The following is a 22,241-nucleotide window of genomic DNA, read 5'->3' as shown; positions in this document are numbered from 1 at the left end:
TACTAGTAAGAAGAAACCAAGGAGTATTTGATGAAAGTCCGTAAGCTAAACAAAAAGAAAATCCCCGCAACCGACCAAAACCGGGCGTACCGTTTTTGGCGTGACGTCTTTGATTTACCCCAAGTAGGCAGCCAAGAAGAGCGGCGCTTAGCTGTTGATCACGAAGAACTCGCCTTTGTCACAGGGCCTCTTGAAACAGACTTCGAGTTGTTGGTTCGGGATCACGAAGCGGCGTTGCAGCAACATTTTAAGAATAACTTTGTCCGCATTTTAAAAAGGGAAGAACGTTTCGGTGGTAAAGTGGCGTTAACTGTCACCGATTCCGAAGGAAACCAAGTAACGGTCGAAGGCAATTTGGATTAAATTTCTTTACTTTTTTCTATAAAAAGCCTTGCCTGGCTAGGGTCACCATGCTACAATAATATCTGTTGTTTAAAACAATTGGTCAGTTAGCTCAGTTGGTAGAGCAACGGACTCTTAATCCGTGGGTCCAGGGTTCGAGCCCCTGACTGACCATCTCATTAAAAGGCTAGCACTTCGGTGCTGGCCTTTTTTTGTTCAATTTCACCACACAAAAAAGCACCGGTGCTCTAAAAGAGACAACCGATGCTTTTTCATTAACGATCTTACTGACGGTAGACGTAGTAAGCCAGGCTTCCGCCGTTCGCTTTTTGATTGTAGAAGTAGGCGTTGTTGTAATTCCAAGTTGAAACCGCCGCCCCTGCTTGGTCCCCGTGTGCATAGTTAACCGAAATGGCATTGTTTGCATCCGTCATGATTTGCACGTGGCCGGCTGAACCGCCTGAAGCCCCGCGTTGTCCCCAGATGACAATGTCACCACGCTCGGCCTCCCAAGGCGTGTTGGTTGATACCAGGTGATAGCCGTTTTCTTGAAGATAGCTATGCATCGAATCTGTGTTGTACAGGTAAGCTGGCTTTGATGCGCCGGCTTCATACATGGCTTCCACCATGGAACCGGAACAATCCGCCGTCCCATCGGCACCATTACGTGAACCTGACATATTATAAGTCAAACGGCCCATGTGGTTATAGAACCAGTTAATCACAGCTTCACTGTCCACGCGTTGGTTTTGCGTATCGTTGTTTGCTGCTTGACTATTGTTTTCTTGTGCTGCTGGTTGTGCTGGCGTGTAGCTCGTTTGCGTGACAGAACCTTGCGAGTCAACCGCACCGTTGTCAGCTTGGTTTGAATCATCGCCCATCTTGTTAGCAAGGCCCTCATCAGTAGAAGCCTCGTCAGTAGCTGCTTGATTGGCGCTTGAATTAGCTTGTGATTCACTCTGATCCGCTGAACTTGTCGCAGCAGATGAGGCCGGCGCTTGGCTTTGGCTTGCACTGGTACTTGCAGCTTCTTGGCTTTGGCTGGCACTAGTACTTGCTGCAGATTGTGCTTGCGATGCCTGGGCTTTGGAAGCTTGGGCCTGTGAGTCAGCCAATGAGGCTGCTTGGCTATCCGCTGCAGCCTGTGACCCTTGCTGGTAAGCCGCATCCGCTCCAGATTGTGAACCGGATTGGTTATTTACCACACCATCGGAGGTCTGACTTTGCGTTGCTTTTCCATCATCCAAAGTTGGCGTTCCCTTTTGGAGTACAATCAAGTTTTGATCGCCGTTTCCAAGATCGGCCTGAGTCGTTTGTTGCTCGTCTTGCAAGTAACCGGCATCCTTCAATCCTTGGATGATGCCAGCTTGCTTACTCATGTGTTGTCCGGCAACCAAAAGGCCTTGGTCAGACAAGCCCATTTGCTTAGCTGCCTCATCAGTCGTCATGCCAAACGAATCCGCAATCGCCGACAGGGTATCCCCCCATTGGACTTTGTAATCAGCCAAATTCTTGACTTGTTGTTCCTTGACGGAAGCCTGAATTTGCTCAGCCGTATTGGCTGTCCATTGATTCAAGTTTTCCGTTTGGCTGGTTTCGTTTGCGGATACCGTTTGAGCGTTACCAACAACCGTTGCCCCCAGGACAGCTCCTGTGGCTGCCAAAGTCGTCGCTCCGGCAGTGACCATCAGGCGCTTGCTGAGTTGCTTCATTGTATTATTTTCCATGGTTAACCTCCATTTCAATCTATAGCGCTTCTCCACTATAGATTAGCAGAGTCAAGGCAGAATAAAAGCAAAGCCCACCAGGCTTAACCTTTGCTTAACCATCTTTTGAAAATCGAAACCCCTCCATGACTTTTATGTCAGTTAGGGCGGTAAACACCCCTCTTTTGCCAGGCATCTTCTTCTTTTTATAAAAAGGGCGCATACTAAAAAGAAAAGGGGAAAAGACACATGTGGCCATTTTCTAGCCAAACAGATCGAAGTGGACCAAAAAACAGCGCTTCTGCGCTGTTTCTAACATTATTCGATTGGCAAAGAAGAAGAGTGACCAGGTCCGCCTTTTTCAGGAGCTGAAAGAGCTAAGGCGGCGTTTACGGCGGCCGGCGCCTGACCAAAACCAGTGGCGATCAAGTCGACGTGTTCTGGATAGGAGCTCAGATCACCGATGGCAAAAAGCCCTTCTTGCTTGGTCTTGATCTGTTCCGAAACCACTAAGCCCGCTTTATCCCAGTTTAGGTCGATGGGCCAATCACGGATTTCTTGTCCGGCTGTTTTAAAACCGTATTGGACGACTAAGCGGTCGACCAGCAACTGTTCGATTTGTCCTTCTTGTTTTGGGTCAGCCAAGCTAATCAGCAATTGGCCCGAAGGCATTTGTCGGACGGCTTGAACCTTGTAAGGCGTCTTTTGTATGACCGAAGACGCATTGAGCTGCTTGACAGACTGTTCCATGGCACGGAAATTCTCCCGCCGGTGAATCAGATAAGTCTCTTCAGAGAGGTTAGCCAATTCATTGGCCAGGTCGACGGCTGAATCACCCCCACCTAATACCGCCACGCGCTTGCCAGCAAATTCCGCTAGCTTTATAGCCTCGTAAGAAAGGCCGCTTTTAAGAAGGGCGCTTTCGTTTACCACTTGCAAGCGCCGGGGTTCAAAAGCTCCCTTTCCCGTTGCCAAAATCACGGTTTTTGAAAGCAGCTCTTGCTCACCAGCGTTGAGTTCTAAGACAAAGTACCCCGCTTCCTTCTTTAAACCAGTCAGCCGGGTATTGGTTCGGATCGGTGTGTCAAAACGCTTGGCTTGTGTTTTCAACCCTTCGATTAATTGCCGTCCCGTCTCACCGGCTAAACCTGCCACATCCCAGATTTTCTTGTCTGGATAAAGCGCTTTGACCTGGCCGCCAACTGTTTCTTTGGCTTCGATGATCAACACCTTGGCATCACGCAAGGAAGCATAATAGCCGGCAAATAGCCCCACTGGACCAGCGCCAACTACTACAATGTCGTACATTTCTTTTGAATTTGTATCATTCATTCGGAATTAACCAATTCTTTCTCGAATCACGCACATGATTTCATCATTTTTTTGCTATACTTATTGTACCGAAACAAAGGAGACTTTCAATGTCACGTTACAAAATGATTCTAGATCTCGATACGGGAATCGATGACGCGCTCGCTCTAGCCTATGCCATCGGCCATGACGACATCGATCTAATCGGTATTATCGCCTCGTACGGGAACAACTTAATGCCCGTAACAGCAGCTAATTCACTGAACCTACTCGATCTTTTGGGCGCAAAGGATGTGCCGGTCTTTCACGGCGCCGCCCATTCGACAACAACAGAGGACTTCGACACAATGCCTGTATCCAAGTTAATCCATGGAAAAAACGGTGTTGGCAATGTCGACGTCCCCAAGTCCAAGCGCCAAGTCGAGCAACAGTCTGGTATCGACTTCTTAATTGAATCCGCCCACCAATACCAAGAAAAGCTCATTTACTTGCCAACTGGTCCTTTGACCAATTTGGCTTTGGCCCTTAAAAAAGACCCCGCGATCGGCCAGTTGATTGGCCAGACGACATTGATGGGAGGCGCTTTAACCGTTCCTGGCAACGTGACACCATTTACAGAGGCGAACATTAACCAAGACCCAGAAGCAGCCAACACCGTTTTTAAAGAACAAGAAAGGCTCACAATGGTTGGCTTGGACGTTACATTACGTACGCTTCTAACCAAAAAAGAAACAGCCGCTTGGCGCGCTTTGGGCAGTAAAAAAGCCCAACTCTACGCCGATATCATGGACTTTTATATTGACGCCTACGCGACGCTTGACATCGATAAAAGAGGGGCAGCTTTACACGATCCGCTAGCTGTTGCCGTTGCCGTTCAACCGGACTATATCGACACCCTGCCTTTGAACATGATCGTCACAACCGACCGTGAATCTGGGGATTATGGTCGGACAATCGGTGACACGTCCAAGCTTTTGGAGCCGGTCACCTCCAAAGCGGCGATCTTGGTCGACCAAGATCGTTTCGTAGCAGACTTCCAAAAGATGATGTTAAAGGTCTTGGCCTAAGTGCAAGCCTAATTTCATTCAAAAAAACACCTCACCAGCTGGCTTTTGCCAAATTCTGGGAGGTGTTTTTCTTTTAACCTGCGTTGACTTCAGCCAATTTGGCATCGATCATTTGTAAGACCGTTTCTCGAGCGGCGGCATCTTCGACAAAGTTCAGCTCGTCTCCATTAATCACTAATTTAGGCGATCGATCGTAATTGTCAAACCACTCTTCGTAACGCTGATTCAGATCCTTATAATACTGGTAAAGAGCGGGATCTTGCTCGACTTGTTCATAGGGCCGGCCGCGCTTTGCAATCCGCTTTAACATCGTATCCAAGGAAACGCGAACGTGAATCAACAAGTCTGGTGTCTTCAATTGCCGCTCTTCGTCAACTTCTTCCAAGACGTTATTTAGTAAATCTTTGTAGATATCAACTTCAGTCTGGGTGGCTCGACCCAGATCGGCATTTAACTGGAAGAGCAGCGAATCTTCAAAGATCGACCGATCGATAATGGTTCGCTCTTCTTTTTGCGCTGCCATAATTTGATCCAATCGACTGTTTAGGAAATAGACCTGAAGCAAGAAAGCATACTTCTTTGGGTCCTTGTAAAAGAGTGGCAAAATTGGATTATCTTCCACGCTTTCATAGTAGGCCTTGGCCCCCATGTGTTCGGCCAAAATATCTGTGAGTGACGTCTTTCCGGCGCCAATTGTTCCTGCCAATACAATCATGTTTTTTCTCCTAAACTTTCACTTTTTTTAGTATAGCAAAGTTCGAAAATAACCAGTAGTCTTGACTTTTTAAAATTGCTTTTGAAGGGCAATAAAAAACAGCCTAAGCGTTGCGCTTAGGCTGTTTTAAAGTGATATTACCATTTGTTTACGATTGCAGGCTCTGGTTCAACTTAACCGTCACCGTCTTCTTTTCGCTGCCATGATAATACGTCAACTTCACCTTGTCGCCGACCTTGTGCTGGTAGAGCTTCTCACGCAGATCAGCCTGTGTCGAGACTTGCTGTCCATCAATTCCAACGATCAGATCATACTTCTTCAGACCGGCCTTAGAGGCTGGTGAGCCAGCATTTACCTTGTAGACGACAACACCATTGGCCACGTCTGTTGGTAACTTCAGCGTTGATTTCTGCTCGTCTGCAGGCACCTGAGACAGGTTAATCATCGAAATACCCAAGGCTGGGCGAGTCACCTTACCAAATTTAACCAACTTATTGACGATGTCGACCACTTGATCAGACGGAATGGCAAAACCGATTCCTTCCACCGACGTTCCCGATGAAGAAGAAGACAATTTCATCGAGTTAATTCCGACAATCTGGCCAGCCAAATTGATCAATGGTCCACCAGAGTTTCCAGGGTTAATGGCCGCATCGGTCTGAATAACCGTTGAGCCACCATAACTATTATTCGACGAATCGTCCGCATTAACTAAGCGCTTCGTGGCCGAAATAATTCCTTCCGTTACAGAAGAAGCATATTCTGAACCAAGGGGCGAACCAATGGCCAAGACCCGTTGGCCAACGGAGATCTTTTCGGAATCCCCAAAGGAAGCCGCTGTCAAATCGTCAGCATCTGTCACCTTCAAGACTGCCAAATCGGTCATGGAATCTTTGCCGACCAATTCAGCCACCACCGTTCGATTCGAATTCGTCAAAATCTGAACTTTAGCTGCCCCGTCAATCACGTGATTATTTGTCACGATGAATGCAGAGCCATCCCCCTTTTTGTAGACAACTCCGGAACCTTCGGACGATTCCGTATAAGAAGAGCCGTTTTTCTTAAAATTAATCACCGAGACAACGGCGTTAGCGACTTTGTTATAAGCCGTCGAGGCGGTGTCTGATGAACTCATTTTTTTGCTGCTTTTCGCGCTAGTCAACACCTTCGAGTGGGTGACTTGATAATTTTGGTAGATTTCTTGTCCGGCCAAAACAGCAGAACCACCAATCAGGCCAGCAAAAGCACCAGCCAAAAGAATTTTCGTGAGCTTATTATCCATGATTCACTCCAAATTTTTGCTTTACTTAGCTTAGCTAACGACCATTAAGCAAAGATTAATGTGCCGGCTTAATCATCATCCCACTGCTTGTCAGACGACAAAAGTTCGTCTTCTACAACAGCCAGATCGAATCGGAAGGTTGAGCCAACCCCTTCTTTGGACTCTACCCAAATTTTACCACCAAATGCTTCGATAACCTCTTTTGAAATAGCTAATCCAAGCCCCGTTCCCCCAAGGGAACGCGAGCGCGATTTATCGACCCGGAAGAAACGGTTGAACACTTGTTTCAAATCCTTTTGTGGAATACCCAACCCCTGGTCAGTGATGCTAACTTGAGCGCGGTCATTGACCTTTTCAAGGCTAACCTCAATCGTGCCACCATCCGGGGAATATTTGACAGCATTGTTCAATAGATTATCCATCACCTGCATCACCTTATCGTGATCGACATCAACCCAAAGCTCGCTTTCTGGAATATGACGAATGATTTTTAATGGCGGTAAATGACCGTCCCCTTCATGATCCGTTTTAAGGATCATATCGAAACGATTCAAAACAAAATTCAACATGCTGTTCAAATTAACCAGCTCTGTTTTCACCTTCAGCGTTCCCCTATCAATTCGGGAGAGCTCCAGAAGGTCTTCGACCATCCGCGACATGCGGTCAGTTTCATTTTGAATCACGCCCAAAAAGTTGTCCAAGATTTCTGGATCATTTTTCGCCCCTTCCATTAAGGCTTCCACGTAGGACGTCACAGAAGTCAGTGGGGTTCTTAATTCATGGGAAACATTGGACACAAAGGTCTTTCGATCGGCTTCCGTCTTCAATTGAATGGTGACGTCATGCAAGATCAAAATCAACGAATTGATCATACCAGATGGATCTTTTATCATCGAAATTCGGATTTCGATGATCCGCTCACCTAGATCCATTGTAAATGGCTTTTTAGTCTTAATCAGATCGCGAATGCTCTGGTATTCAGGCAAGTCTAAAATATCAAAGACCGGCTGCCCCAAGGCTTCATATTCGTTGACTTTTAGATAATTTGAGGCGGCTTGGTTGATAATGGTCAGCCGACCACGCGCATCCGTCAACAACACCCCGTCAGCCATGTGGTGCAAGACAGAATAAAGCCGATTTTTTTCATTTGAAATCATTTCTGTTGATGAAGCAATTTTTTGCGACATGACGTTGACCGATTGGGCCAATGTAGAGATTTCATTACTACCGGCGATCTTGTTCACCATGGCATAGTCACCAGCTGTAATAGCGGCGGTTTGCTTGGCAATCTGTTCGATTGGTCGCGTCACGGTTCGAGAAAGAATCCACCCTAAGTAGATCGCAGCCAAGACGGTTAACACCCCGCCCAAGATGAAAAGCCACATCACTCGTCTTGCATTGGTGTAAATCGCATGCAGGCTACCATAAACAACGACAGCCCCAACGACTCGTTTGCCCTTTTTCAACGGGGTCGTGACGATGACTTCCTGGCCTTTTTCCCCGTCATTGGTTCGAACTTTTTTAAAAGCACTGCTTTCCTTTAACGCTAACTTCGTATTCGTATCGAGCCGTTTTGTGCGCGCTTTCTTTCCTTCCAGACTGTTCTGATCGGTTAAAACCTTGCCCTGATTATCGTAAACCACGATATTATCGACCATTTTGTCATCGAATTTATCGACAATCTGGTTCATTTCCTTTTGGGCTTGGCTATCGTTTGGGTGTTCAATGGCATTGACCACCTCGCTACTCATATAGGATGGCAAAGTTAACCGGTCGCCAAAGGAAACCAAATCAGAAGATTCGATCTGGTGGACAAAAAAGATCCCCACAGATTCAAAAAGAATAATAAAAAAGAGAACAAAGACTAATGACAGTCGGAAGCGAATCGATTGTAGCGTTTTAGACAAAATTTTCATATTCGCAGACTGGCTAAGCCCTGTCCTCCTTTAATTGTAAATTATCGGCTTTGCTTTCCTGATGACAGGTAGTAACCAACCCCACGGCGAGTCCCCAACCAAATTGGATGTGACGGAACGTCTTCGATCTTTTCGCGCAAACGGCGAACCGTCACGTCGACGGCACGCACATCACCAAAGTAATCGTATCCCCAAACTTGGCGAAGCAAATTTTCGCGGTTCATGACTTGCCCAATGTGCTGGGCCATGTAGGCCAATAATTCGAATTCACGGTGCGTCAATTCAACGTCAACACCGTCTTTTGTCACCATGTAGGTCTTGGTATGGATAACCAAATTACCCAGTTGGATATCATCTTGTGTCAACGAGGAGTCATCGGCTTGACCCGGCGTATGGCGATTTCGCAAGTTGGCCTTCGCACGAGCAACCAATTCACGATTTGAGAATGGCTTCGTGATGTAATCATCGGCCCCCATTTCAAGCCCGATCACCTTATCGATTTCAGAATCTTTGGCAGTCACCATGATCACCGGTGTCTTGTCCTTAGAACGAATTTGACGAAGGACTTCAATTCCTTCAATTTCCGGCAGCATCTGATCCAAGAGCACCAAATCGGGGTTTTCAGACTGGTACATATCCAATGCTTCCTGGCCATCAGCTGCTGTTACAACTTCGTAACCTTCTTTGACCAAGTTGAACTTAATGATATCTAAAATTGGTTTTTCGTCATCAACGACTAAGATTTTATACATAAACCCCATCTCCATATAAAAAAATTAATACATATGGGTTATTGTAACATACTTACCTACTATGTTGACTTTTTTGCTATAAAACTTCACAAAAAAAACACCAGTGAGACAATGTTTAAACGCCTCTACTAGTGTTTTTCAAATGCTTTTGATTTTTTTAGCCTCTCGTCAGACCAGCATTTCGTTCAATTTTGCACGAAATTATTGGTTGCGACGACGGAAGCGGTGCTTGAAGAGCGGTGAAATGGCCTCGTTCATTGAGACACGGCGAATGGCTTCCCCAATCAATTCACCAACGGAGACAATTTCCAACTTATCGAACTTCTTGGAGTCCGGTAAGTTGATCGAATCGGTCACAATCACCTTGGTGAAGACAGAATTTTGCAAACGTTCCAGAGCCGGTCCGGAGAAGACCGCATGCGAAGCGGCCACGTAGACTTCTTTTGCGCCGTGTTCCAAAACGAGTTGTGCACCTTGCGTGATGGTTCCGGCTGTATCAATCATGTCATCGACCATGATCGCCGTTTTACCAGCGACATCGCCGACAATCGAACCAACTTCCGCCACGTTTGGCTTTGGCCGTCGTTTGTCAATGACGGCCACCGGTGCATCCAGACCAAGCATGTTGTTAAGATTACGAGCACGCGTCATGCCACCGTGATCTGGCGAGACCACAACGGCGTTTTCTTTGTCAGCAATCCCCGTTTCGATCAGATAATCAGCCAGCAAAGGAGCCCCTTGCAAGTGGTCCATTGGCAGATCGAAGAAACCTTGAATTTGGGCGGCGTGCAGATCCAAAGCCATAACGCGTGTTGCACCAGCGCGTTCGATCATGTTGGCCACCAACTTAGCCGTAATTGGTTCGCGGGAACGAGCTTTCCGATCTTGGCGCGCATATCCATAGTAAGGCAAGACCACATTGATTTGTTCGGCAGAAGCACGCTTCAAGGCATCAATCATGATCAACAATTCCATCAAGTTGTCATTGACGGGCTGTGACGTTGACTGAATCACGAAGACGTTCGCTCCACGAACGGATTCCTCAATGTTAATCTGCACTTCACCATCAGCAAAACGCTTTACCGAAATATCTGAAAGCGGCACGCCAACTTCAGCAGCGACCTTTTCAGCTAACGGGTGATTCGATGAGAGAGAAAAGAGCTTAATATTTTCCTGTGACATAGATTCATATACTCCAAGCATCATTTAAGAGATTACCTGTCTATTATACCAAAAAACGTCTAAAAAAGAGGAGCGCATTTCGCTCTCCTCTTCCCTTTAACACTTCTTATGCTTGCTTTAACGCAAATTTTTTAATGGCATTGGCGACCCCATCATGATTGTTGTCAGTGGTTTGCACGTCAGCGACGTTTTGAATCAAAGGTACCGCGTTTCCCATGGCAACACCAATTCCGGCCTGTTGAATCATTGTGACATCGTTTTCTTGATCGCCGATGGCCATCGTTTCTTTTGGATCAATCCCCAATTTTTTGGCCAACGCCATCATGGCAGCACCCTTTGACGCCGCCTTGTTCATAAATTCCAAATTATTCGGCGTTGACCGAACCACGTTAGCTTGTTCCAGCAGCTTCTTTGGCACCTGTGCTTGCACTTGGTCCATGAAGCCTTCTTCTCCAATCAACATTGCTTTCACAAAGGGAACATCCGCGACGTCAGCCAACGAATCGACCACCTTCAACGGCAACTGCACCACGTAGTTTTCTTGGGAAACGAACACATTTTGCTCCCGATCCATCGTGTAAGCGTACTCGTCGGACTCAATCTGCAAGTAACTTTTCTGGTCTTTGGCAAAGGCTTCTGCCTCCTTAAACAAATCCCAGGGTAAGGTTTCGTGATAGACAACATCGCTGTGATCTGTCGTTTGGGCCATGCCCCCATTGTGGGTGATGACGTACTGCTTGTCAGAAACGAGACCCAGTTCTTCAATAACTCCTTTGACTCCGGTAGCCGGACGTCCCGTCGTAATGACAACGTAGATACCTTGTTCGCTGGCCATTTTAACGGCTTCTTTAACAGCTTTTGTAATCTCTCGATTATCATTTAAAAGTGTCCCGTCAATATCAATGGAAATTAATTTGATCTCTGTCATGGCAAAAGTCCCTTTCTCAATTAGGCCTATTATAGCAAAAAAGCCGACCAAATTCGCCCGACTTTTCAAGCGATTGGTTGTTGAAAAGAACGATCAAACCGCTTTTTATCCACAAAAAAAGAGCCAGCTTTCGCTAGCTCTTTTGAAGAGGTGTTCAGCTTACTTCAAAGCTGACCATTGCCACTTCGTGAATTCTTCAATGTCACGTCCTTCTTCACGGGTAACCTTGAAGTGCTTTGCCAAGATGTCATCCATCTTTGCGATGAATGTGTCGGCAGCAGCTTGGTCGATTACGCCACGTCCTGAAAGGACTTCGACAGCTTCCTTCGCTTGGTGGAAGCGGTCAAGGTGTGAGTAAACACGCATGTCATAAGTCGTCGTGATGTCACCATCTTCACGGTATCCGTGAACGTATACATCACCGCGGAACTTACGTTCGAAGAAGAATGATTCAACCAAGTCTTCGTATCCGTGGAATCCGAAGATAACTGGTGTATCAGCTTGGAAGTACTTGTTGAATTCGTCGGCTGACAATTCACGTTCGTCGTTTCCAGCTGCTTCAGACTTCTTTTGCAAACGGAGCAATTCAACAACGTTTACATAACGGAACTTAACTGATGGGAATTCTTGGTTAACCAACCACAAGGCGGCCAACGTTTCGATCGTAGGTTCAGTACCTGCAGATGCAAAGGTAATGTCGACGTCACCAGAAGGTGCAGTAGATGCCCAGTCGATCGTCTTCAAACCTTCGTTAGCAAGGACTTCAGCTTCAGCAGCTGAGAACCATTGCTGACGTGGTTGCTTTGAGATAACCAAGTGGTTAACCTTTGAGTGTTCTGAGAAGGCACGATCCATCACGGCCAACGTAGCGTTACCATCAGCTGGCAAGTACTGGCGGATGAAGTTTGACTTCTTTTCTGCCAAGTGAGTCAACATACCTGGATCTTGGTGAGTGTAACCATTGTGATCTTGCTGGAATGCAGTTGACGTTGAGATGACGTTCAATGATGGGTAATCGTTACGCCATGCTTGTTCTGATGCGTGACGCAACCACTTGAAGTGTTGCGTAAGCATTGAGTCAATAACACGCAAGAATGATTCGTATGATGCGAAGATTCCAACACGTCCAGTCAACGTGTAACCTTCCAACCAACCTTCAGCTTGGTGTTCTGACAATTGAGCATCCAAAATACGACCTTCTGGAGCTTCGAATTGGTCGTTAGGGTTCTTCACTTCTTCCATCCATTGACGGTTCGTCGTGTCGAACAATGACCAGAGACGGTTTGACATGGTTTCGTCAGGTCCGAAGAAACGGAATGACTTAGGGTTCATTTGCATGACCTTTTCAAGGTACGTTGACAAAGTGAACATGTCCATGTTGTGGTTGGCGTCAGGCAACAACGTTCCACGGTTATCATCGTTGATATCGTTTACGAAGTTGTGCCAGTCTGGCAAGTCCAAGTCCTTCAAAGCTTCGCCGCGCTTACGGCCACCGTTCGTGATTGGGTTAGCAGACATACGCTTGTCGCCCTTAGGAGCGATAGCCTTCAATTCATCCTTCAATGAACCATCAGCGTTGAACAATTCTTCAGGCTTGTATGAGTTCATCCATTCTTCGAATTGTGGCAACGTTTCCAAGTTGTTTTGGCCAAGAGGCAATGGCACTTGGTGGGCACGGAATGAATCTTCGATTGGCATTCCCTTAAGGTCGTGTGTAGGTCCACCCCAACCCTTAGGCAAGCGAGCGATGATGACAGGCCATGCAGGAATCGTACCATCTTCGTACTTGCCGTTTTCACGGGCATCCTTTTGGATAGCTTGGATGTCTTCGATGGCTTCATCCATAACCTTAGCCGTCTTTTCGTGGTAAGCCATGTAGTCGTGGATGTCGTCGTTTTCGATGAAACGAGCGGAGTATCCAAGACCCTTGAAGAAGTTTGTGATTTCTTCGTCTGACATACGTGAGAAGATCGTTGGGTTCGAAATCTTGAATCCGTTCAAGTCCAAGATTGGCAAAACAGCACCGTCGTTTTTGGCGTTCAAGAACTTGATTGAGTGCCATGACGTCATTGATGGACCAGTTTCGGCTTCCCCATCACCAACAACTGCAAAAGCAATTTGGTCAGGGTTATCCAACACAGCACCGTAGGCGTGAGACAATGAGTAACCCAATTCGCCACCTTCGTGCAAAGAACCTGGTGTTTGGGCCGTCATGTGGGAACCAATTCCACCTGGGAATGAGAAGCGCTTGAACAACGTTGACATACCCTTCAAGTCTTGTGTAACTTCTGGGTAATCTTCCGTATATTCACCATCAAGGTAGGCGTTGGTTACCATTACCTGGCCACCGTGTCCTGGACCACCGATGTAGAACATGTTCAAGTCATACTTGTTGATCAGACGGTTTGCGTGAGCGTACAAGAAAGTTTGACCAGAGATCGTTCCCCAGTGCCCGATAGGCTTAACCTTCACGTCTTCAGCTTGAATTGGCGTCTTAGTAACTGAGAACAATGGGTTTGACTTCAAAAAAATCATCCCAGCTGACAAGTAGTTGGTTGCGCGCCACCACTTATCAACGAGTTCCAAGTACTCTTTTGAGTTGTAATCAACCATGTAAATAGTACTCCTTTTTCTTTCCACGAAGGGTGCTTGATGCATTCCTTCGGTTAAATATTTACAAGTATTATTATATCTGCACATTAAATGGGTTTCAAGAAAAACGCCCTCTCACACGCAACTTTCGCATTTTTGGTCGAACCCAAAATATAATTGGACCGGTCCAATATAAAAGCACCCCGACAACTTTCTAAAAGTCGCTTGAGCGCTTGGACTTTTTATTCAGATCCTAAGGAGACGAAGGCATTGTAGCGCAAATATTCATAGTGCAAGCGCATGTTGGCATACTCCAACGGCGTTCCGTCATCCATAAAAAAGATTCCTTCCATGATGCCGACCGGTTCCGTCTTTTTTAGTTTTAACAACTGCTGTTCTTCTTCATTTGAAGGAGCGGCCATAATGGTCATGAAGGAACGGGTCACCTGCTTCTTCTTTTCCTTTTCGACATAACCATAAATGGATTGGGTGACATCCCCTTTTTTTAATCCGGGCAATAAGGCAATCGGCACATAGCCGTACTCGATCATAAAAGGCACGCCGTTTAACTTCCGCAACCGCTTGATCTCATAGACAAAGTCCCCGTCGTTCAAAAACAAAGCGGATTGTTGTTCTGGATTCGCCTGAATGACACGAAAATCAAGCAACTCAATCGATGGCGCCTGGCCATTAATTCGAAAGGAATCCGACACGCCCAAGTTCGACCCTTCATGCTGGAAGATCGCCTGGTTTTTAAGGTACAACGGGTTCACAAATGTCCCCGAACCACGCTTTTTAAAGATGATCCCCTGCTGCACCAAGACGTTCAAGGCCCGCTTAATCGACGAGCGAGAAACGCCGTATTCTTCTGCCATGGAACGCTCGTCTGGCAATTTTAAGTCTGGGTATGCGCCCTTATAAATTTTTGCTTTAATATCGGCTTGCACCGTTACATATTTTGCTTCTGTCATGGTCTCATTTTACCACAAATTGGTCCGACCAATTTTTAAGCGTTCTTTTGCTCGCTTGACGGTCATGCTAGAATAAGACTATGGCAAAGAAGAAAAAAGACAAGAAAACACTTCCAGAACAAGTCTTAGACAAGCATGGAGTGGCCTACGAATCATTGGCCATCAATGCCTTGGAGCTGACCGAAGAGGAAAAGAAAGCCCGTTTTAGCGAACTGGGCATCCAAGAATCCGATATTTACAAGACTTTGGCTGCCAAAGGCGACAAGACCGGTCCAGTTGTGGCGGTAGTCCCCTTGACCGAACGTTTGGACATGAAAAAGTTGGCGGCGGTTTCCGGCAACAAGAAGGTCCACATGCTGCCGATGAAGGACTTGGAAAAGACTACCGGCTACGTCCACGGGGCCAACAATCCGGTCGGAATTTGGCAGAACAAACACTTTCCTATCTTCCTGGATAAGCACGCTGAAGATGCCGATTTCTTTTTGGTCTCTGCTGGTGAACTTGGCCATTCGGATAAGCTGAACCCAAAAGACTTAGGAAAAATGATTGGTGCTTCCTTTGAAGACTTGACGGAAGAAACAAGCTAATATTAAAAACGCCTGACTGTATCAAAACAGTCAGGCGTTTTTCTTTACCAGGAATTCGTCATGTTAGCTGGTGGGATCGGCCCGTTTTCAGGCCCACCCGCTCGGTATTCTGGTGCGCGATCCGCAAACTTAAAGGTCGGCTTGTTGAACATCAACGTCGCTGTTCCTCTTGCTCCGGCACGATTCTTTTCCAAAATGACATCTATTGGTACCGAATCCTGTTCCGCTTCAGCTGGACCAGCAGGTCCCCCATCCTCGTCATCTTCATTTCGATAGTAATCGTCACGGTATAAGAAAGCGACAATGTCGGCATCCTGTTCGATCGAGCCAGATTCACGCAAATCAGACAAAACCGGACGCTTATCCGTTCGCTGCTCGACACCACGGGAAAGCTGGGCCAGTGCGATGATTGGCGTATGCAATTCCTTTGCTAATTTCTTGATCGAGCGCGAAACTTCAGAGACCGCCTGCTGACGACTTTCAGTATTTCCCGATTCAATCAAGCCAAGGTAATCGATCATGACCAGACCAAGTGGGTGTGGATTTTCCAACCGTTCCTCTTCTGACATGTTGGCCAAAAGATCCTTCTCCAACTGGCGAAGCTTGGACGCAATTTGCGTGATGCGAATACCCGGTGTGTCGTCCAGATAAATTTTCATGTTCGACAGCGCCTGCGTTGCTACCGTCAAAGAAGCCCAGTCGTCATCATCCATTTGACCGGTCGTCAAGTGGTTCGAATCGATGCCGCCCTCAGAAGCGACCAACCGGGTCACCAGGTCGACGGCCCCCATTTCCAGTGAGAAAACAACCACCGGCACCTTTTCGGACTTAGCCGCGTTTTTAGCGATGTTTAAGACAAAGGCCGTCTTACCAACAGCCGGACGCGCACCAATAACGATCATCTGATCTTCACGGAAACCGTGGGTGAGTTTGTCCAATTCTTGATAGCCTGTTGCAAGACCGACGATGTCCGAATCATTTTCCGATGCCGCATCCAGGTTTTCTTGAAATTCTTTAATCACGTCTTCGATGCGCCGAAGGTCATCATTTCCACGGTTTTGGGCCAATTGGTCCACCTGGTGTGAAACTTCTTCTAATAATTCAGTCGAGTCCGTTGCACCATCGTATGCCAACGACATATTTTTGGTCAACGTATCGATCAACCGACGCAAAACCGCTTTTTCGTGCACAATGTTGGCGTAGTGCTTCAAGTTAGCAGCCGAAGCCGTCGATTCGGCTAATTCAGCCAAATAAGCCATCCCCCCGACATTTTCCAACTGCTGATTGGCATTTAACTTGTCCTGCAAGGTTAAAACGTCGATCGGACGCTCGTCATCGACCAGGGCTTGCATGGCTTTGAAAATTTCTTGGTGCGCCGTCCGGTAAAAGTCCTTTGGCTCCAAAATGGCTTGAGCAGATACCATTGCAGCGTCCGAGTGGACATCAAAGAAAATCGCCCCAAAGACCGCTTTTTCAGCTTCAATGTCTTGGGGCGCCTGCCGGTATTCATTGGCCATGAGTGAAACGTCAGCCATGATTACCCCTCTTGTACGTGGACGCGAAGTTCCGCTTGGACTTGCTTGTGCAACTTAACTGGAATGGACGTAAAGCCCATAGCGTGAATTGGTTGTGGCAACAGCAACTTACGCTTGTCCAACTTGACCTGGTATTGCTTCTCCAAGGCCGCAACGATTTGCTTGGACGATACTGCCCCAAAAAGACGACCATCCGTCCCCGCCTTACCTGGCACCTTCACGACGGTTTTTTCGTCTTCTAAGAAAGCCTTCAGGTTTTCGGCAGCAGCCAAGTCGGCAGCAGCCTGCTTCTCCTCAGCCTTCTGACGGCCTTTGACCGCCCCGAGGTTCTTGCCGGTCGCAGGTTCGGCCTTTTTATTTTTGATGAGGAAGTTATTGGCGTAACCATCTGGCACGTTCTTCACTTCGCCCTTTTTTCCACGTCCCTTGACATCTTCCAAAAATACAACTTTCATTTTTGCCTCCTTTTTTCGATGAGGTAGCGCGTCTTTTATCAATTATGACTTAAATCGACGCTTCTTCTTTTTCTTGTCCTTCAATTGCTTGAACCAACTGATCACGGGCTTCTTTTGTTGTCACGTCTGTCATCTGCGTCGCCGCGTTGGACAGGTGACCGCCACCACCCAAGTCTTCCATGACTGTCTGAACATTAAAGTCGCCATTGGAACGAGCCGAGATGCCGACTCGTCCGTCATCACGCTTTGTCAAAACAAAGGATGCCTTGACACCCTCGATTTGCAACAATTCATCAGCGGCTTGCGCCGTGATAACACCGGGATAGACTTTTTCGTTATTGCCGACCGAAATCGCCGCATCGTTTCGCACTTCAGCTGCCGAGACCAACTCAGCACGAGCCTTAAAGTCCGAGAACTTCTCTTTCAAGAAGGACTGGATTAACTCGTTATCCGCCCCGTTAGCGCGTAAGTAGGAAGCCGCATCGAAGGTTCTTGAACCCGTCCGCAAGACAAAGTTCTTCGTATCAACCTGAATACCGCCCAACATGGCCGTTGCTTCCAAGCGCGTAATTGGTGCGCCCTTTTGATTCTGGTATTGGAGTAATTCCGTCACCAGCTCAGAAGTCGAAGAAGCATAGGGCTCGATGTAGGTCAGTAATGGCTTTTCAGCTAAACCATCCTCTGCCAAACGATGGTGATCGATGACCACCAAACGGTTGCCCAATTCTTTTAGTAATTCAGGAGCGCCTGTCAATTGCTCCTTGGCGTGGTCGACTAGAACCAAAAGTGATTGGTCGGTTGCCAAATCCAAGGCTTCTTTTTGATTAATCACCGAAGCACCCAAATCGACACCTGGTGTCGGATCATCGGGATCGGCATTGCGAGCGGCCTTCAACAGTGACTGGATGTCTGAGAAAATGTTTTCTTCATCCACAACCACATAGGCCTTTTTATCACGGGTTTGACTAAAGCGCCAAATGCCCATCGAAGAACCGACCGCATCCAAATCCGGCATCTTATGCCCAACAACAAAGACTTGATCGGCTTGGTCAATCAATTCGGCCACCGTTTGTGAAATGACGCGAGCACGAACCCGTGTCCGCTTCTCCATTGGATTGGTCGTTCCGCCGTAGAAACGCGCTGGCGCTTCTTCGGCCTTCACAACCACTTGATCGCCACCACGACCCAAGGCCAGGTCCAAGTTCGTTTGTGCCAATTGAACCAAGGAGTTGATATCCTTTTCCCCATAAGCAATTCCCATGGATAGGGTCAACGGTGAGTTTTGCTGGGCGGTCGCCTCACGAATGGCTTTGACAACTGAGAACTTGTCATCTTCAGCACGGGTCAGATCCTTTTGATAGCCCATCAACAAATAAGTGACTGGTGTCAAGCGTCGCACGTAAAGTTCGTACTTCTTGGCCCAGTTGGTCAGCTGTTCCGTCACTTCTGTACGTAACTTGGACGTCTCAGAATCTGGCATTCCTTCGGTCACTTCTTCGTAGTTGTCAACCGAAACAATGCCGGTCACTAACCGATGGTCCGCCAAATTTTTCTCCAAAGCGACATTATCAGAGGTGTCGAACAGGTATAGCGCGCCAAATTCTTTTTGGTAATCAACTTCAAAGAAACGATTCAACCAGTTAATCGTCGGGTGGCCCTCTTCTGAAATGGCTGATTGAATTTCAGGTTCTTCTTCTAAAAACGTGCTACCAATAATATCCCGGTCACCCAAGAGTTCTTGCATATAGGGATTAACCCAAACTACCCGCTCCTCATCAAAGAGGATGATGCCGACGGGCATTTGCAAAACGGCTTCTTGTTGCCCGTTTTTTACCCGATAGGTCAGTTCTTCCAGATAGTCTTCTGAATCCTGACTCGAAAAGATCAAGTGACGAATCAAAAAAGCAGCCATTATTAGCAAAAGCAATAGCCAGACCAGACCAAAGATCCAATTGAAAAAGATCGCTAGCCCCAGTGACATAAGCGTGACCACGCTTGCCATGACAACGGACATCATAAAAGTCTTATTCTGTTGATAGCGGGTTAAAGCCCCGATATTTAAAAATGTCTTCATTTTCCCCTCAACAATCTTTTACACTTAGGCTTATTTTACCATATTTCACCCCATCCTTTATGGCAACAAAAAAAGCAGAACCGAAGTTCTGCTTTAAAACCATTAGTCTTCCGTGACGAATGGCAACAACGCCATGATACGGGCGCGCTTGATAGCGGCCGTTACCTTACGTTGGTTCTTGGCTGACGTTCCCGTCACACGACGTGGCAAGATCTTACCGCGTTCTGAGATGAAACGTTCCAATAATTCCGTGTCCTTGTAGTCAACGTATTCGATGTGGTTGGCTGCAATGTAGTCAACCTTACGGCGACGACGTGGGCCGCCTTGTGGGCGACGACGTTGTGGACGTGCGTTTTGTTCTGACATGAGAAATGCTCCTTTCTTATGAGGATTTAGAATGGCAAATCGTCATCGGAGATGTCGATTTCCGAATTGGTGTTGGCTGCAAATGGATTAGCATTTGAGCTAGCACTTTGATTGTTATTTTGGTTGCTGTTTGCAAATGGATCGGCTGCTTGGCCGTTGTTACCACCAAACGAAGCGCCTTGATCCGAAGATGAGCCGTTTTGTGCGCGGCGACGTTCCGATTCAGCCTTTGACTCCAACAATGAGAAGTTGTCGACTGAAACTTCGGTCACATAAACACGTTGGCCAGCGTTATTTTCGTAATTACGCGTTTGCAAACGACCTTCGATGGCGACCATGGCCCCCTTACCAGTAAAGTTGGCAAAGTTTTCCGCTGCCTTTCGCCAGATCACGGCGTTAATAAAGTCAGCTTCACGGTCGCCATTGGCGTTGGTAAAGTTCCGGTTTACGGCAATCGTAAAGGAACCAACCGCCACCCCAGACTGGGTATAGCGCAATTCCACATCACGGGTTAACCGTCCAATTAAAACTACTCGATTAATCATCTTTTAGGTCCCTCCCGGTGGAATCAACACTTACTTTTCGTCTACTTTTACGATCATGTGACGCAAGATGTCAGATGAAATCTTAGCCAAACGGTCGAATTCGTTGGCTGCGTCGTTTACATCGGCAGTGAATTCAACCACGTGGTAAGTACCTTCGCGGTAACCGGCGATTTCGTAAGCGAAACGGCGGTTAGCGGCCCAGTCAGCTGACTTAGAAACGTTCGCGCCATTGTCAGTCAAGATACCGTCAAAGCGTTCTACGAGCGCCTTCTTGGCATCAGCTTCCATATCAGGGCGAATAATATAAGTTAATTCGTATGCTGTGGTCATTGATTTTTCCTCCTTTTGGTCTCTGGCAACCGGTTGGTTGCAAGGAGTGCGTGCAGGATCTGCACTCACGTCTATTAAATATACTAAATTTACGCACATTTCGCAAGGGCCTTTCAAACCTTCCACCGTGAGTGCTACTCAGCCCTTACGCTCAATAATACGAAAAAAGCCGGTGAATCCCACCGACTTTTAAAAAAAATTATTATTTTTTGCTGACCTGCCCATTTGCCTGACGGAGTCCAATGCCAGTCAAAGCTGACAACATCGAGAAGATTGGCGACAACAACGCCAAGAAAGTAAAGGGAACAAAGGCCAAAACCGAGACGTGCAAGGTCTGGCTGGCAAAAGCGCCGGCGACACCCCAAGGGACCAGATAATTGGCAATCGCACCCGAATCTTCCATGGCCCGTGACAAAGCCAAGGGTGACAAGCCAAAACGCTTATAGTCTTCTTTAAACAGTTGTCCGGGCAGCATCGTTGACAGGTACTGTTCCCCAACCAAGAAATTAGTCGCAATTCCTGTCAGCAAGGTTGAAAAGACGAGCGAACGCTGCGACTTTAATTTGGAGACCAATGGGTTCATCACCGTCTTCAAAATACCGAGATTCGACAATAAACCACCCAAACCAAGCGCCAGCATAATCAACATGACAGTATCCATCATCGCCACCATCCCCCCACGATTCAAAAGCGCAATTAGGGTTTGGTTATGCGAGCTCGTATGGTAACCGTTAACGACCAGGTTCGACCATTCGTGAAGCGAATGGCCGGAAAGCAGGTAATAAGCAGAACAAACGACCACGTTGATCAAGAGGGCGGGAATGGCCGGTACTTTTTTGATGGCTGTCAGCAAAATCAACAAAATCGGCACCAACGACCAAAGCGTTGGCGTAACCAAAGAGGTCACCGCAGCGGTTTTAACGCTCACGTCCATTGCATGGCCGCCTGTAAAACCAAAAGCAAAAGCTAGGACCAACGTCACCAGCATGGCTGGAATCGTCGTCCACATTAAGTTTTTCAGATGCGCAAACAAATCGGTTTCCGAGACAGCCGCTGCCAAATTCGTCGAATCGGATAAAGGCGACGTTTTATCACCAAAAATGGCCCCGGAAATAATAATTCCAGCCACTAAAGCCGGGTTAAAGCCAAGGGTAATCCCGATGCCCATCAAGGCCACACCGACTGTCGACAAAGTCGTAAAAGCCGAGCCAATCATGGTCCCGACCAAAGCCGAGGTGAGCAATGCCGTTGGCAAGAACCACTGCGGATTAATCAAACGAAAACCAGTCCAGATCATCGTTGGAATAACACCAGTTCCAAGCCAAAGCGCAATCATCGCACCGATTAACAAAAAAAGAAAAAGGGGCGCAATACCCGCCTCAATCCCTTTGATCAAAGCCCCCTGCGATTCTTTAAAGGAAACACCAGAAAGGCGCATCAACAAGACCACCCAGGCAATGGCGGCCAAAAGCGGCGCAATTGGCGCCAAGCCCAAGCCGATAATTCCCCCAGCCAAAATGGCCACGACACCGAGCAACAAAATAGTAGCAAAGCTTCGATTCATTGTTTTCATTATTCATACCAT

At 47.2% G+C, this 22,241-nt stretch carries 20 protein-coding genes and 1 tRNA gene; 4 read left to right on the top strand and 17 right to left on the bottom strand.

Going from position 1 to position 22,241, the window contains the following annotated elements; all coding sequences use genetic code 11:
• The first annotated feature begins 30 nt into the window (after positions 1-30).
• Together G6R27_RS05565 and G6R27_RS05560 are read left to right on the top strand one after the other, a co-directional pair.
• Positions 31-363 (top strand): VOC family protein, encoded by a 333-nt coding sequence (locus G6R27_RS05565; RefSeq protein ID WP_213820086.1) that lies wholly within the window; start codon positions 31-33, stop codon positions 361-363.
• Positions 364-443: 80 nt separating this feature from the next.
• Positions 444-516 (top strand) — tRNA-Lys (locus G6R27_RS05560).
• Positions 517-626: 110 nt separating this feature from the next.
• Here the strand turns inward: G6R27_RS05560 and G6R27_RS05555 are convergent.
• Positions 627-2,069, bottom strand: a complete 1,443-nt coding sequence (locus G6R27_RS05555) for a peptidoglycan amidohydrolase family protein (RefSeq protein ID WP_230791199.1) — start codon at positions 2,067-2,069, stop codon at positions 627-629.
• A gap of 297 nt (positions 2,070-2,366) precedes the next feature.
• On the bottom strand, positions 2,367-3,380 hold the full coding sequence (locus G6R27_RS05550; protein WP_213820085.1) for an NAD(P)/FAD-dependent oxidoreductase: 1,014 nt from the start codon (positions 3,378-3,380) through the stop codon (positions 2,367-2,369).
• A gap of 89 nt (positions 3,381-3,469) precedes the next feature.
• Between G6R27_RS05550 and G6R27_RS05545 the strand changes: the two genes are divergently transcribed.
• A complete protein-coding gene (locus G6R27_RS05545) occupies positions 3,470-4,426 on the top strand; it encodes a nucleoside hydrolase (protein WP_213820084.1) in 957 nt (318 codons plus the stop codon).
• Positions 4,427-4,499: 73 nt separating this feature from the next.
• Here the strand turns inward: G6R27_RS05545 and G6R27_RS05540 are convergent, their stop codons facing one another.
• The 8 genes from G6R27_RS05540 to G6R27_RS05505 form a co-directional block, all read right to left on the bottom strand.
• The gene (locus tag G6R27_RS05540) at positions 4,500-5,141 is read right to left on the bottom strand and encodes a deoxynucleoside kinase (protein ID WP_213820083.1); all 642 of its coding nucleotides are present in this window, start codon (positions 5,139-5,141) and stop codon (positions 4,500-4,502) included.
• Positions 5,142-5,289: 148 nt separating this feature from the next.
• Positions 5,290-6,426: a S1C family serine protease gene (locus tag G6R27_RS05535; RefSeq protein ID WP_420798197.1), complete on the bottom strand. Its 1,137-nt coding sequence runs from the start codon at positions 6,424-6,426 to the stop codon at positions 5,290-5,292.
• Between the two features lie 65 nt (positions 6,427-6,491).
• A complete protein-coding gene (locus G6R27_RS05530) occupies positions 6,492-8,330 on the bottom strand; it encodes an ATP-binding protein (protein ID WP_420798195.1) in 1,839 nt (612 codons plus the stop codon).
• Between the two features lie 50 nt (positions 8,331-8,380).
• Positions 8,381-9,091, bottom strand: a complete 711-nt coding sequence (gene yycF, locus G6R27_RS05525) for a response regulator YycF (protein ID WP_213820080.1) — start codon at positions 9,089-9,091, stop codon at positions 8,381-8,383.
• Positions 9,092-9,292: 201 nt separating this feature from the next.
• Complete coding sequence (locus tag G6R27_RS05520; RefSeq protein WP_213820079.1) at positions 9,293-10,273, bottom strand: ribose-phosphate diphosphokinase; 981 nt, start codon at positions 10,271-10,273, stop codon at positions 9,293-9,295.
• A 106-nt stretch (positions 10,274-10,379) separates the two neighbouring features.
• Complete coding sequence (locus G6R27_RS05515) at positions 10,380-11,201, bottom strand: Cof-type HAD-IIB family hydrolase (RefSeq protein ID WP_213820078.1); 822 nt, start codon at positions 11,199-11,201, stop codon at positions 10,380-10,382.
• Between the two features lie 159 nt (positions 11,202-11,360).
• Positions 11,361-13,814 (bottom strand): phosphoketolase family protein, encoded by a 2,454-nt coding sequence (locus tag G6R27_RS05510; RefSeq protein WP_213820077.1) that lies wholly within the window; start codon positions 13,812-13,814, stop codon positions 11,361-11,363.
• Between the two features lie 221 nt (positions 13,815-14,035).
• Entirely contained in the window at positions 14,036-14,764 is a 729-nt protein-coding gene (locus G6R27_RS05505) for a GntR family transcriptional regulator (RefSeq protein ID WP_213820076.1), read from the bottom strand.
• Between the two features lie 80 nt (positions 14,765-14,844).
• Between G6R27_RS05505 and G6R27_RS05500 the strand changes: the two genes are divergently transcribed.
• Positions 14,845-15,351 (top strand): aminoacyl-tRNA deacylase, encoded by a 507-nt coding sequence (locus tag G6R27_RS05500; protein WP_213820075.1) that lies wholly within the window; start codon positions 14,845-14,847, stop codon positions 15,349-15,351.
• Between the two features lie 44 nt (positions 15,352-15,395).
• Here the strand turns inward: G6R27_RS05500 and dnaB are convergent, their stop codons facing one another.
• The 7 genes from dnaB to G6R27_RS05465 all read right to left on the bottom strand — a co-directional run bounded on the left by dnaB (position 15,396) and on the right by G6R27_RS05465 (position 22,232).
• The gene (dnaB, locus tag G6R27_RS05495) at positions 15,396-16,886 is read right to left on the bottom strand and encodes a replicative DNA helicase (protein WP_213820074.1); all 1,491 of its coding nucleotides are present in this window, start codon (positions 16,884-16,886) and stop codon (positions 15,396-15,398) included.
• Between the two features lie 2 nt (positions 16,887-16,888).
• Positions 16,889-17,341, bottom strand: coding sequence for a 50S ribosomal protein L9 (rplI, locus tag G6R27_RS05490; RefSeq protein WP_213820073.1), 453 nt, complete (start codon positions 17,339-17,341; stop codon positions 16,889-16,891).
• Positions 17,342-17,390: 49 nt separating this feature from the next.
• Positions 17,391-19,415, bottom strand: coding sequence for a DHH family phosphoesterase (locus G6R27_RS05485; RefSeq protein WP_213820072.1), 2,025 nt, complete (start codon positions 19,413-19,415; stop codon positions 17,391-17,393).
• A gap of 102 nt (positions 19,416-19,517) precedes the next feature.
• The gene (gene rpsR, locus G6R27_RS05480) at positions 19,518-19,781 is read right to left on the bottom strand and encodes a 30S ribosomal protein S18 (RefSeq protein WP_213809430.1); all 264 of its coding nucleotides are present in this window, start codon (positions 19,779-19,781) and stop codon (positions 19,518-19,520) included.
• Between the two features lie 26 nt (positions 19,782-19,807).
• On the bottom strand, positions 19,808-20,326 hold the full coding sequence (gene ssb, locus G6R27_RS05475) for a single-stranded DNA-binding protein (RefSeq protein ID WP_213820071.1): 519 nt from the start codon (positions 20,324-20,326) through the stop codon (positions 19,808-19,810).
• A gap of 30 nt (positions 20,327-20,356) precedes the next feature.
• Positions 20,357-20,656, bottom strand: coding sequence for a 30S ribosomal protein S6 (gene rpsF, locus G6R27_RS05470; protein ID WP_213820070.1), 300 nt, complete (start codon positions 20,654-20,656; stop codon positions 20,357-20,359).
• Positions 20,657-20,858: 202 nt separating this feature from the next.
• Complete coding sequence (locus G6R27_RS05465) at positions 20,859-22,232, bottom strand: Na+/H+ antiporter NhaC family protein (RefSeq protein WP_420798196.1); 1,374 nt, start codon at positions 22,230-22,232, stop codon at positions 20,859-20,861.
• Positions 22,233-22,241 lie beyond the last annotated feature (9 nt).

The organism is Fructobacillus papyriferae (assembly GCF_018437225.1).
GTDB lineage: Bacteria > Bacillota > Bacilli > Lactobacillales > Lactobacillaceae > Fructobacillus > Fructobacillus papyriferae.
Note: the sequence above shows the minus strand (reverse complement) of the source record. Positions and strands in the feature narration are given on the sequence as shown.